Source organism: Oerskovia enterophila (assembly GCF_044748475.1).
GTDB lineage: Bacteria > Actinomycetota > Actinomycetes > Actinomycetales > Cellulomonadaceae > Oerskovia > Oerskovia enterophila.
Genome location: NZ_JBIVFZ010000003.1, coordinates 575,514 through 587,096 on the forward strand (window position 1 = coordinate 575,514; position 11,583 = coordinate 587,096).

General features: G+C 70.9%; 13 protein-coding genes. 1 reads left to right on the forward strand and 12 read right to left on the reverse strand.

The features are described 5' to 3' along the window. Positions 1-4 precede the first annotated feature (4 nt). From rph to clpS, 6 genes are all read right to left on the reverse strand, one after another. On the reverse strand, positions 5-763 hold the full coding sequence (rph, locus tag ACIPWA_RS11915; protein WP_056650494.1) for a ribonuclease PH: 759 nt from the start codon (positions 761-763) through the stop codon (positions 5-7). Between the two features lie 19 nt (positions 764-782). Beyond that, entirely contained in the window at positions 783-1,661 is an 879-nt protein-coding gene (locus tag ACIPWA_RS11920; protein ID WP_400290377.1) for an MBL fold metallo-hydrolase, read from the reverse strand. Continuing rightward, on the reverse strand, positions 1,661-2,464 hold the full coding sequence (gene murI, locus ACIPWA_RS11925) for a glutamate racemase (protein ID WP_056650490.1): 804 nt from the start codon (positions 2,462-2,464) through the stop codon (positions 1,661-1,663). Before murI ends, ACIPWA_RS11920 begins: the two co-directional genes overlap by 1 nt. Before the next feature lie 168 nt (positions 2,465-2,632). Next, positions 2,633-2,788 (reverse strand): hypothetical protein, encoded by a 156-nt coding sequence (locus tag ACIPWA_RS11930; RefSeq protein WP_168210118.1) that lies wholly within the window; start codon positions 2,786-2,788, stop codon positions 2,633-2,635. 135 nt (positions 2,789-2,923) lie between these two features. Beyond that, positions 2,924-3,583, reverse strand: a complete 660-nt coding sequence (locus ACIPWA_RS11935) for a DUF2017 family protein (protein ID WP_400290380.1) — start codon at positions 3,581-3,583, stop codon at positions 2,924-2,926. Then, positions 3,583-3,846, reverse strand: coding sequence for an ATP-dependent Clp protease adapter ClpS (gene clpS, locus ACIPWA_RS11940; RefSeq protein WP_056651395.1), 264 nt, complete (start codon positions 3,844-3,846; stop codon positions 3,583-3,585). The genes ACIPWA_RS11935 and clpS overlap by 1 nt, the downstream gene beginning before the upstream one ends. Positions 3,847-4,046: 200 nt before the next feature. Between clpS and ACIPWA_RS11945 the strand changes: the two genes are divergently transcribed. Then, entirely contained in the window at positions 4,047-5,438 is a 1,392-nt protein-coding gene (locus tag ACIPWA_RS11945) for a nicotinate phosphoribosyltransferase (RefSeq protein WP_400290381.1), read from the forward strand. 182 nt (positions 5,439-5,620) lie between these two features. Here the strand turns inward: ACIPWA_RS11945 and ACIPWA_RS11950 are convergent, their stop codons facing one another. The 6 genes from ACIPWA_RS11950 to ACIPWA_RS11975 form a co-directional block, all read right to left on the reverse strand. After that, positions 5,621-7,405: a DEAD/DEAH box helicase gene (locus ACIPWA_RS11950; protein WP_400290747.1), complete on the reverse strand. Its 1,785-nt coding sequence runs from the start codon at positions 7,403-7,405 to the stop codon at positions 5,621-5,623. A gap of 62 nt (positions 7,406-7,467) precedes the next feature. Further along, complete coding sequence (locus ACIPWA_RS11955; RefSeq protein WP_400290383.1) at positions 7,468-7,818, reverse strand: DUF3039 domain-containing protein; 351 nt, start codon at positions 7,816-7,818, stop codon at positions 7,468-7,470. 114 nt (positions 7,819-7,932) lie between these two features. After that, the gene (gene nagB, locus ACIPWA_RS11960; protein ID WP_068625121.1) at positions 7,933-8,715 is read right to left on the reverse strand and encodes a glucosamine-6-phosphate deaminase; all 783 of its coding nucleotides are present in this window, start codon (positions 8,713-8,715) and stop codon (positions 7,933-7,935) included. Continuing rightward, positions 8,715-9,686, reverse strand: a complete 972-nt coding sequence (locus ACIPWA_RS11965) for an ROK family protein (protein ID WP_400290385.1) — start codon at positions 9,684-9,686, stop codon at positions 8,715-8,717. Before ACIPWA_RS11965 ends, nagB begins: the two co-directional genes overlap by 1 nt. A 10-nt stretch (positions 9,687-9,696) precedes the next feature. After that, positions 9,697-10,626, reverse strand: a complete 930-nt coding sequence (locus tag ACIPWA_RS11970; RefSeq protein ID WP_056650473.1) for a carbohydrate ABC transporter permease — start codon at positions 10,624-10,626, stop codon at positions 9,697-9,699. Continuing rightward, a complete protein-coding gene (locus ACIPWA_RS11975) occupies positions 10,623-11,576 on the reverse strand; it encodes a carbohydrate ABC transporter permease (protein ID WP_056650470.1) in 954 nt (317 codons plus the stop codon). The genes ACIPWA_RS11970 and ACIPWA_RS11975 overlap by 4 nt, the downstream gene beginning before the upstream one ends. Positions 11,577-11,583: the final 7 nt, after the last annotated feature.

Here is an 11,583-nt window from a genome sequence, read left to right on the forward strand (position 1 = left end):
GCGCTCACCGCGACGCCTCGTCGAGCGCGAGCTGCTGGATGATCGCGAGCTCGGACGTGCCGTGGAGGGCGAGGTCCAGCAGGACGTCGAGCTCGGTGCGGTTGAACGGCGCGTGCTCGGCCGTGCCCTGCACCTCGACGAAGTCGCCCGAGCCCGTGACCACCACGTTCATGTCGGTGTCCGCGCGCACGTCCTCGACGTAGGGCAGGTCCAGCATGGGCGTGCCGTCGATGATGCCGACGCTCACGGCCGACACCGAGTCCGTGAGGACCTTCTTGCCGCCCTTGATCGCGCCGTGCTTCTTGCCCCAGGTCACGGCGTCCGCGAGCGCGACGTACGCGCCCGTGATGGCCGCGGTGCGCGTGCCGCCGTCGGCCTGCAGGACGTCGCAGTCGAGCACGATCGTGTTCTCGCCGAGCGCCGAGACGTCGATCACGGCACGCAGCGAACGGCCGATGAGGCGCGAGATCTCGTGCGTGCGCCCGCCGATGCGGCCCTTGACGGACTCGCGGTCGCTGCGGGTGCTGGTCGCGCGCGGCAGCATCGAGTACTCGGCCGTGACCCAGCCCTGACCCGAGCCCTTGCGCCAGCGCGGCACGCCCTCGGTGAACGAGGCCGCGCACAGCACGCGCGTGCGGCCGAACTCGACGAGCACGCTGCCCTCGGCGGCGTCGAGCCAGTTCCGGGTGATCGTGACGGGACGGAGCTCGTCGGGCGCGCGGCCGTCCGCGCGGACGGTCTGGGAGGTGGAGGCTGAAGTCATGGAGCCAGCCTATCCGGGCTCAGAGCGTGAAGACCCGGCCCGTCGCGGCGAGGTCGACCGGACCCGCGTAGACCGCGGTGGCCTCGTCGCGCGCGGCCCGCTTGTCGTTCCACGCGGGCAGGTGGGTGAGGACCAGGCGCTTGGCGCCCGCCGCGGTGGCAACCTCGCCCGCCCGCCGTCCCGTGAGGTGGATGCCGCGGTCGACCGCGTCGTCGCGCCCCTCGTGGAACGCGGCCTCTGCCAGGAGCAGGTCGGCGCCACGGGCCAGCTCGACCACGCCGTCGCAGACGTCGGTGTCGCCCGTGTACGCGAGCGTGACCCGCTCCCCCAGGGCCAGGCTCGAGGGCCCGGTCACGCGCACGCCGTAGGCCTCGACCGGGTGGAACACCCGGAACGGCTCGATCTCGAGCGGGCCGACCCTGACGACCTGCCCCGGGACCCACGCCCGGAAGTCGAACTGGGACTCGAGGGACTCCCCCGCCTCCAGGCCGTAGGTCGCCCCGATCCGCTCGGCCGTGTTCGAGGGGCCCCACACGGGCAGCGTGCCCGCCGTGGCCTGGTCGGCGGACCCACCAGGGGCGCCGGAGGCCGCGGCCGCTCCCGTGCCCGAGGCGGCCGCCGCCGCCGTGAGCCGGTCCGGGTGGTACTTGAGGTACACGTACAGCCCGCACACGTCCACGAAGTGGTCGGGGTGCAGGTGGGACAGGCCGATCGCGTCGAGCCGGCGCGGGTCGAGGATCCCCTGGAGCGCACCGAGCGCGCCGTTGCCCATGTCGAGCAGGAGGTTCCACTCCCGCCCGTCCGGGGAGTCCGCGGCAGGCACCTGGACCAGGTAGGAGGACGCAGGAGAGTCGGGACCGGCGAACGAGCCGGAGCAGCCGACGACGACCAGCCGCATCAGACGGCCTCCACGAGCGAGACCTCGGGCCCGAGGAACCGGCGCGCGAGCTGGTCGAACGGCTCGGCGCTCCCGGTCGCGCGGAAGCGGTGCCGCGGCGCGCCCGCCTCGCGCGAGCGCTCCAGGCCGTGCGCGACGAGCGTGCGATAGACGTCCTTCGCGGTCTCCTCGGCGCTCGAGACGAGCGTGACCTCGTCGCCCATGACGTAGGAGATGGCGCCCGCGAGCAGCGGGTAGTGCGTGCAGCCGAGCACCAGGGTGTCGACCCCGGCGGCGCGCACCGGTGCGAGGTACTCGTGCGCGATCTCCAGGACCTCGGGGCCCGAGGTCACCCCGGCCTCGACGAGGCGGACGAACTCCGGGCAGGCCTGCGACGTGAGCCGCAGCCCCGGGGCCACGGCGAACGCGTCGTCGTAGGCGCGCGACTCGATGGTCCCCCGCGTCCCGATCACGCCGATGTTCCCCGTGCGGGTCGCCGCGACCGCGCGGCGCGCCGCGGGCAGGATGACCTCGATCACGGGCATCCCGTAGCGCGCCGTGTACCGCTCGCGCGCGTCGCGCAGCACCGCGGACGACGCCGTGTTGCACGCGATGACGAGCATCTTGACGCCCTCGTCGACCAGCTGGTCCATGATCGAGAGCGCCATGGCCCGCACCGCGGCGAGCGGCTTGGGCCCGTACGGGCTGTTCGCCGTGTCCCCGATGTACAGCAGCGACTCGTTCGGCAGCTGGTCGAGGATCGAGCGGGCGACGGTGAGTCCCCCGACTCCCGAGTCGAAGATGCCGATGGGTGCGTCGTTCACGGGGTCGAGCCTAGTGCCGCCCACCCCGGTTGGACGTCTCCGGCGCCCCGGCACCCCTGTGTCGACCGACACAAGGGGCGCCGGGCACGACGAAGGGCGCCGCACGTGCGTGCGGCGCCCTCCGGTCCTGGCCCCGGGTCTGCCTGTCAGGACGGCGACCCGGGCTGCCTAGACCTTCGCCTTGCCCCGTCCGATCAGCCCCACGACGAGGCTGACGACGAGCACGATGATGCCGAGCCAGATCAGGAACTTCGCTGCTTCGACGGCCACACCGAACACGAGCAGCACGACTCCGACGAGCAGGATGATGAGCCACGTAGGCATGTTGTCCCTCTTTCTCTCGGCCGGGACGCGGACGCCCCGGTTCAACAAGGACAATCCTGGCACCACTTCACCCTCTGCGCATCTTGACAGAAATGTGGCGAGTGACCTACAAGCATGCTACGTCGCGCGGGTCGCTCAGCGGGGCGAGCGGCGGACCTCGGCGAGCATCAGGTCCACGAGCGACTCCTGGAGCCAGCCGGACATGAGGAACACGCTCGCGAGGAACCGTCTGGCGGCGTCGGGAGCGCCCTCGTCCTCCTCCACGTCAGCGGCCTCGCGTGCGAGCACCTCGTCGTGCAGGTCCTCGACCTGGTCGTCGGTGCGCAGCTCGAGGCGCTCCGCCAGGACGACCCGGACGTCGGTGAGGGCCCCCGCGACGCGACGTGCGTCGTCGGGCCGGACGACGAGCGGCGTGAGCGCCTCCGCGTCCTGCGGGTCCCCCGCGAGCAGGAGGTCCGCGAGCAGCAGCAGCCGCTGCGACTTCTCGGCCGCCAGGTCGCCCTGGGTGAACCGGCGGAACTCGGCCGAGACCCCCGCGTCCTCGGGAGCGGCGTCGGGGAGCAGACGGCGGACCGCAGGGTCCGTGGGCGCGCGTACCTCCTCGGGGGGCGCAGAGAGCGGAGCGACGCCCTCGATGGTCGCAGCCTCCGAGGTCGGCGCGGCCTCCTCGCTCGTGGGTCCCGCCTGCTCCTGCAGCAGCTCGACGACGTCACCCACGACGTGCGCGAGGACGAGCCGCTCGGCGGCGCTCAGCTCCGCGACGTAGCCGCGGCGCGCCCGACGGAACGGGCGCACTACTCCCCGCTCCGCTGCATCGTGGCCCACAGCCCGAACTCGTGCATCGCCTGCACGTCCACCTCGACCTTCTCCCGCCCACCGGACGAGACCACCGCCCGGCCCTCGTGGTGCACCTGGAGCATGAGCGTCTTGGCCTTCTGCTGGCTGTACCCGAAGTAGCTCTCGAAGACGTAGCTGACGTAGCTCATGAGATTCACCGGGTCGTTCCACACGAGGGTCACCCAGGTGTCGGCGAGGGAGAGCCCCTCCCGCGTGTCGATCTCCTCGTCGAGGCGAGGCCCCGCTGTCGCCGTTCCAGTCACGACCCCACTCTATGCGGTGCCCCACCACCCGCCGCGCGCCGTCCATGCGCAGGTGGGAGCCCTGAACGCGGGTGCACGGCGCCCCGGCCGGCCCCTGCGTGCGCCCGCTCGTGCGGGCACGCACGCCCCGCGAGCCGCTTCTGCCCTAGGTTGGGCACATGAGTCCCGCAGACAGCCCGGGCACCGGCGCCCCGGCCGCTCACCGTGCCCCGTTCGCCCCCTCCGCCCAGACCTCGCTGCTGACGGACCGCTACGAGCTCACGATGCTCCAGGCCGCGCTCGCCGACGGCACCGCCGAGAGGCACTGCCTCTTCGAGGTCTTCACGCGACGCCTGCCCGCTGGACGCCGCTACGGCGTGCTCGCCGGGACCGGTCGCGTCCTCGAGTCGCTCGCGACGTTCCGGTTCACCGATATCGAGCTCGACTGGCTCCGAGAGGCGGGCGTGGTCGACGACCGCACGCTCGACTACCTCGCGGGCTACCGGTTCACTGGCTCGATCACCGGGTACGCCGAGGGCGACGTGTTCTTCCCGCAGTCCCCCGTCATGGTCGTCGAGGGCACGTTCGCCGAGGCCGTCCTGCTCGAGACGCTCGTGCTCTCGATCCTCAACTACGACTCCGCGGTCGCCTCGGCCGCCTCGCGCATGACGAGCGCAGCCGTCGAGCGCCCCTGCCTCGAGATGGGGTCGCGCCGGGCGAACGAGCACGCGGCCGTCGCGGCGGCCCGCGCGGCGGCCGTCGCCGGCTTCGCGGGGACGTCCAACCTCGAGGCGGGGCGCCGCTACGGGATCGAGACGATCGGCACCGCCGCGCACGCGTTCACGCTCCTGCACGACGACGAGCCCTCGGCCTTCGCGGCCCAGGTCGCCTCCCTGGGGGCGGGGACCACGCTCCTCGTCGACACCTACGACGTGCGCCAGGGCGTCAAGAACGCGATCGCCGCGGCAGGGACCGGGCTCGGGGCCGTCCGCCTCGACTCGGGAGACCTCGGCATCCAGGCCGTCGAGGTCCGCAAGCAGCTCGACGGCCTGGGGGCCCAGAACACCCGGATCACCGTGACCTCCGACCTCGACGAGTACGCGATCGCCGCGCTCGCGGCGGCGCCCGTCGACGCCTACGGCGTGGGCACCTCGCTCGTGACGGGCTCGGGCGCCCCGACCTGCGGCATGGTCTACAAGCTCGTGTCCCGCGCCGACGCCGACGGGATCCTGCAGCCCGTCGCGAAGGCATCGACCGCCAAGACCAGCACGGGCGGTCGCAAGTCCGCGGCCCGCCAGTTCGGCGACGACGGGCGGGCCGTCGCCGAGGTCCTCGTCACCGGGCCCGACGACGTCGTCGCAGCCTGGGAGGCCGACGCCGACGAGGACCTGCGCCCCCTGCACGTCCCGCTCGTCGTCGACGGCGCGGTCGACTCCCGCTGGATCGGCGCGTACGGCGTGCACAACGCGGCGCGGCGCCACGCCGAGGCACGCGCGGAGCTTCCTCGCGGCGCCCGACGCCTGTCCGCGGGCGACCCCGCGCTGCCGACCGTGGTGCGCCGCCTCGACTGACGGGATGCGGCCCGTGCCGCCATGGCGGTCCGAGACTCGTCGGCACCTCGACTCTCGGTCGCTCTCGGCAAGATGGTCGGTCGCCGTCGGCGGGCTCGTCCCTTCCGACGCCAGAGGGCCCGCACGCTCGGTGAGCGTGCGGGCCCTCTGCGGTCGCGGAGCGCGCGCCGCGACGACGACCGCTACTTCTTGCCCACGAACCAGCCGCGGAGCACGGCCACGCGCGCGTCGAGCTGAGCGACCGTCGCGAGCGGGACCTCGGGCCCACCGCACCGACGGCGCAGCTCGGTGTGGACCGTGCCGTGCGGCTGCCCGCTCCGGCGCGCCCACGCGCCGACGAGCTGGGACAGCTCCTTGCGCAGCTCGGCGGCCCGCCGGTGCTCGAGCTCGCTGCGCTCGGCCTCCGAGCTCTTGGCCTTCTTGGTCCGGGCGGTCATCTGGTCGGCCTGGCGCTGACGCAGCAGGCTCGTCACCTGGTCCGCGTCCAGCAGACCGGGCAGCCCCAGGAAGTCCTGCTCCTCGTCCGACCCGACGTCGGCCTCGGTCCCGAACTCTCCCCCGTCGAACAGCACGCGGTCGAACGAGGCCTGCGCCTCGAGCGCCTGGAACGAGCCCTGCATGCCGTCCGTGAGGTCGTCGGACGCCTTGTCCTCCCGGTTCGCGGCTGCCATGAGCGCGTCCTCGGGGTTGTACATGTCCCCCTGCTCCTCGGCCGTGAGCGGGCGGTCGAGCGCATGGTCGCGCTCGAGCTCGAGGCCGTTCGCGAGCGCCAGCAGGTGCGGCACGCTCGGAAGGAAGACCGACGCGGTCTCACCGCGGCGTCGGGCACGCACGAACCGCCCCACCGCCTGGGCGAAGAACAACGGCGTCGCGGTCGAGGTCGCGTACACGCCCACGGCGAGGCGGGGGACGTCGACTCCCTCGGAGACCATGCGGACCGCCACCATCCACCGGGCGTCGCCGTCGGAGAACTCGTCGATCCGCCCGCTCGCGCCCTCGTCGTCGGACAGCACGACCGTGGGCGACTTCCCCGTGATCCGAGCCAGGTGCCCTGCGTAGGCACGTGCGTCGGTCTGGTCGGTCGCGATGACCAGGCCGCCCGCGTCGGGGATCGCCCGACGGACCTCGGTCAGACGCTTGTCCGCGGCGGCCAGGACCGACGGGATCCACTCGCCCTCCGGGTCCAGCGCGGTCCGCCACGCCTGACCCGTCATATCCTTGGTCAACGCCTCGCCCAGACGCGCGCTGACCTCGTCACCGGACTTGGTCCGCCACCGCATCTGCCCCGAGTAGGACAGGAAGATCACCGGGCGCACGACGTGGTCGCGCAGCGCGTCGCCGTAGCCGTAGGTGTAGTCCGCCGAGGAGCGCCGGATCCCGTCGGCCCCTCGTTCGTACGTCACGAACGGGATGGCCGCGGTGTCCGAGCGGAAAGGCGTACCGGTCAGCGCCAGGCGCCTGGTCGCGGGCTCGAAAGCGTCCCGGACCGCCTCTCCCCAGGACAGCGCGTCGCCGCCGTGGTGGACCTCGTCCAAGATGACCAGGGTGCGCTCGGCCTCGGTGCGCGCCGTGTGGAGCGCCGGCTTGGCCGCCACCTGGGCGTACGTCAGAGCGACCCCGTCGTAGCCCGCGCCATGGCGGCCCTGGCTGTTGCGGAAGTTCGGGTCGATCCGGATCCCGACGCGCGCGGCCGCGTCGGCCCACTGGTGCTTGAGGTGCTCGGTGGGCGCGACGACCGTCACGCGCCGGACGACCCCCTGCTCGAGGAGCTCGGTCGCGACGCGCAGCGCGAAGGTCGTCTTGCCCGCGCCAGGGGTCGCGACCGCGAGGAAGTCACGCGGTGCGCGTGCACGATAGGTCTCGAGCGCTTCTGCCTGCCATGCGCGCAGCTTGGAGGCGGTGCCCCACGGGGCACGACGGGGGAACGCGGGCGACAGGTGCGAGGCAGCAGCCGACGAGGCCCCCAGCGGGGCGGAGGGGGGAAGGTTCGAGGACGGGCGAGCGGACGAGTTCGAGAGAGGCTGTCCACTCACTTGCCGGAATCACCCTCGCCGTCCTGCGGGGCGCGAAGGCCGTCGTAGATCTCCTTGCACGTGGGGCAGACCGGGAACTTCTTGGGGTCGCGGCCCGGGACCCAGACCTTGCCGCACAGGGCGATCACGGGCTTGCCGGACAGAGCCGACTGCATGATCTTCTCCTTGCGCACGTAGTGCGCAAAACGCTCGTGATCCCCCGGCTCGACCTCGGCCGTGGTCTCCGTGCGCTCGAGGACGCTCGTCGACGTCCCGCCGTTCGGGTCGCAGTCCGGAACGAGCGGTTCCGGTCCGGCCGGGCTGCCTGCGGCGGGTCCGCTGGTGGGGATGGTCAAGGGTTCGATCATGGTCTCGAGTCTACGTCGGGGAAGAAGAGACCCGCCGACCCAGGTCAGGGGCGTGACCAGGGTCGGCGGGTTGTCCTGCGGCCTCCCCGGAGGGGTGGCCTCGGAGAGCTGGGGTCAGAGCCCCTGCCACTCCGGCTTCGAGAGGAACGTCTGACGGTAGTAGTCGCCGAGCTGCAGGCGCGAGGCCGCGGCGTCGTCCACGAGGACGGTCGCGTGCGGGTGCATCTGCATGATCGTCGCGGGCCACATCGCGGACACCGGGCCCTCGACGAGCTGGTGGACCGCCTCTGCCTTGCCCTTGCCCGAGGCGAGGAGCACGAGGTGCTTGGCCGACATGATGGTCGCCAACCCCTGCGTGAGGCAGTGCTGCGGCACCTGTGCGAGGTCGTCGCCGAAGAAGCGCGCGTTGTCCTCACGCGTCTGGGCCGTCAGCGTCTTGATACGCGTGCGCGAGGCGAGCGAGGATCCCGGCTCGTTGAACGCGATATGCCCGTCGGTGCCGATCCCGAGGATCTGCAGGTCCACGCCCCCTGCGTCGACGATCTTGCGCTCGTAGTCGGCGCACGCGGCGACCAGGTCCTCGGCGTTGCCGTCAGGCCCCTGCACCGCACCGGGGGCGAAGTCGACGCGCGAGGCGATCTCCTTCTCGATCACGTTGCGGTAGCGCTCCGGGTGGTCCTCCGCGATCCCGACGTACTCGTCGAGCATGAAGGCCTTGGCCTGCGCGAACGAGAGCCCCTCCTCGGTGTGGCGCCGGACCAGCTCGTCGTACACCTTCAACGGGCTCGAGCCGGTCGCCAGTCCCACGACCGCGGTCGGGGTCGCGCGGACCAGCTTGTCGATCGCCTCGGCGGCGAGCACCGCGAGCTGATCGGCGGGGGCAATGACAACTTCCATCAGGACACCTTCCTACGGCCGGCGATGGCTGCTCCCACCGCGGCAACGGGCACATCACTCGGAGCCAGAGAGACACGCTTCTCGAGCTCCAGGGAGGACAAGAACGGCGAGGTGCTCGACTGCGCGACGAGCGCGCTGCGCACCACGTCGAGGAGAGGCTGGCCGAGACCGGTGACCCCTCCCCCGAGGACGACGTGCCGGACGTCGACCGTCAGCTCGAGGATGCGGATCGCGCTCGCCACCGCAGCGGCGAACTCGTCCCGGATCCTCAGCGCTTCCGAGTCTCCGGCCGCTGCCGCCTCGAAGAGCTCCGCGGGGGCCGGGCGACCGAACCTCGAGGGCCACCGCGCGCTGAGCGCGGTCCCCGAAGCATAGGTCTCGACGCAGCCCCGTTGGCCGCACGCGCACAACGGACCCTCGGGATTGATGGGGATGTGTCCGATCTCACCAGCAGCCCCGCTCACGCCTCGTCGGAGCTCGCCACCCAGGACGATGCCTGCCGCGAGCCCCGTCCCGAGCGCGAGGAACGCCAGGTCCTGACCGTCCTGCCCCATGGCGTGCGAGGCGCCGAGCGCAGCCACGTTCAGGTCGTTGTCCACGTCCACCGGGATCCCGCCGAACAGGGCCGAGAGCTCGTGGGCGAGCCCGAACGGCTCACCCTCGATCCCGAGGTTCACCGCGTGCATCACCGATCCGCTCTCCGGGTCGACCAGCCCGGGCACGCCCAGGCCGAGACCCGCGAGCGCGGCGGGCGCGAGGCCCGCCGCGTCGGTGAGGGACCTGACGGCCTGGGCTGCGCTCGAGACCACGCCCTGCGGGCCGCGGACGGTCGGCAGCTTGACCGACCCCTCGATCGCTCCGTCCGGTCCGAGCAGGACGCCGAGGACCTTGGTCCCACCGACGTCCAGCCCGACCGAATGGCCGCCCGGTAGTGCGACTGCCTCGCCGAGCGACGAGGTAGCCGTGCTCACCTCACTCACGTCAGCCCTTCACCGCACCTGAGACGAGACCGCCGGTCATCCGCCCCTGGACGATGAGGAAGAAGATGACGACCGGGATAGCGATCAGCACCGAGCCGGCCATCAGGCCACCCCAGTTGGTGGCCTGCGTGGCCTGCTGGAACGTACGCAGCCACAGCGGCAGGGTCATGGACTCCGGTCGCGTCATGATGATCAACGCCATCACGAACTCGTTCCAGGCCTGGATGAACGCGAAGACTCCCGTCGCCACGAGGCCCGGCGCCAGCAAGGGGAACGTGATCCGCCAGAAGGCCTTGGCGCGCGAGCAGCCGTCGATCATGGCCGCCTCCTCGAGCTCGGCCGGCACCCCGGCGACGAACCCGCGCAGCGTCCAGATGGTGAAGGGAAGAACACCCGACAGGTAGACGATGCCCAGGCCGATGATCGAGTTGAGCAGCTGCCACCCGTCGATGATCCGGAAGATCGAGATCATCATGGCCTCGCCCGGGATCATCTGGACCGCGAGGATCGCGATGATGAAGGCCTTGCGGCCCTTGAAGTTGAACCGGGTCACGGCGAGCGAGGCCAGGAAGGCCAGGACCATGGACACGATCAGGACGAAGAACGTGACCATGACCGAGTTGCCCAGGGCGGGCAGGAACGGTGCGCGCTCCTGGTCGAAGATCGCGTTCTTGTAGTTGTCGATCGTGAACGAGGACCCGGGGAAGAACGTCAGGTCCGTGCTGCGGATCATGTTCGTCGGCAGGAAGGACGAGTTGATCATCCAGTAGACCGGGAAGGCCGAGGCCGCGAAGACGATCACGGCGATCACGCTGTAGACGACGTTCGAGACCTTCTTGCGCTGTCCCTCACGGGTCTTGCGCGGGCCGCTCCCCGAGGATCGAGGTGCCGTCGTGGCGGTCCCTGCGACGGTCGGGTTGAGGGTGCTCACAGCTCTTCCTCCTTGACGGTCTGACGCACGTAGTAGTACGAGATCCCCATCATGATGAACACCAGGATCACCGCGATCGCGCTTGCGGTTCCGTAGTGCCCCTGGGCCATGCCCATCTGGTAGATGTACACGCCGATGGTGTTGGTCTTCTCGGCGATGCCGCCGATGCCCTGGAGAACGAAGATCTGGGTGAAGACGCGCAGGTCCCAGATGATCGACAGGATGATGAGGACGACGATGATGCTCCGCACGTAGGGCACCATGATCAGGCGGAAGCGCTGGGCCGGGGTCGCCCCGTCGAGCGAGGCGGCCTCGAGGACCTCACCGGGAACCTGGGTCAGACCGGCGTACATGGTGAACGCCACGAAGGGCACGCTCTGCCAGACGATGATCAGGGCAGCCACGATGTAGAACATCAAGGGGTTGATGAGCCACGAGTGGCCCATCCAGTTGTCTCCGGTGATCTTCGTCAGCACGTTGTTGACCACCCCGTACTGGGTGTCGAAGATCCAGCCCCACACGATCACGGCCGCGAGGGCGGGCATGGCCCAAGCCAGCAGCAGGCCGATCGAGACGAGCAGACGGAAGAACTTGTTGAGGCGCATCATCAGCAGCGCGAGCAGGATGCCGATGGCCATCGTCAGGAACACGCAGACCACCATGAAGGCGAAGCTGCGGGCGAGGACGGTCCAGAAGACCGGATCGGTGAGCGTGTCGGTGTAGTTCTGGAAGCCCACCCATTCGGCAGGGACTCCCATGAGCTGGGCTCGCTCGTACTTCTGGAACGACATGATGAAGAGGTTGACCAACGGGTAACCGACCATGATGGCCAGGACCAGGAGGCTAGGGGCCAGCAAGAGCCAGGGCAGCTTGGATGACCGCTTCTTCGGGGGCTTGAGAGTGTCCTTCAGCTCGACCGCTGGGGACGACTCGAGGGTGGATGAGCTCATTTTCTCA

Bases quoted from the DNA above. Each gene is read 5' to 3' on its own strand.
- rph (WP_056650494.1), bottom strand. From the start codon at position 763: ATGACTTCAGCCTCCACCTCCCAGACCGTCCGCGCGGACGGCCGCGCG.
- ACIPWA_RS11920 (WP_400290377.1), bottom strand. From the start codon at position 1,661: ATGCGGCTGGTCGTCGTCGGCTGCTCCGGCTCGTTCGCCGGTCCCGAC.
- ACIPWA_RS11930 (WP_168210118.1), bottom strand. From the start codon at position 2,788: ATGCCTACGTGGCTCATCATCCTGCTCGTCGGAGTCGTGCTGCTCGTG.
- ACIPWA_RS11945 (WP_400290381.1), top strand. From the start codon at position 4,047: ATGAGTCCCGCAGACAGCCCGGGCACCGGCGCCCCGGCCGCTCACCGT.
- ACIPWA_RS11955 (WP_400290383.1), bottom strand. From the start codon at position 7,818: ATGATCGAACCCTTGACCATCCCCACCAGCGGACCCGCCGCAGGCAGC.
- nagB (WP_068625121.1), bottom strand. From the start codon at position 8,715: ATGGAAGTTGTCATTGCCCCCGCCGATCAGCTCGCGGTGCTCGCCGCC.
- ACIPWA_RS11975 (WP_056650470.1), bottom strand. From the start codon at position 11,576: ATGAGCTCATCCACCCTCGAGTCGTCCCCAGCGGTCGAGCTGAAGGAC.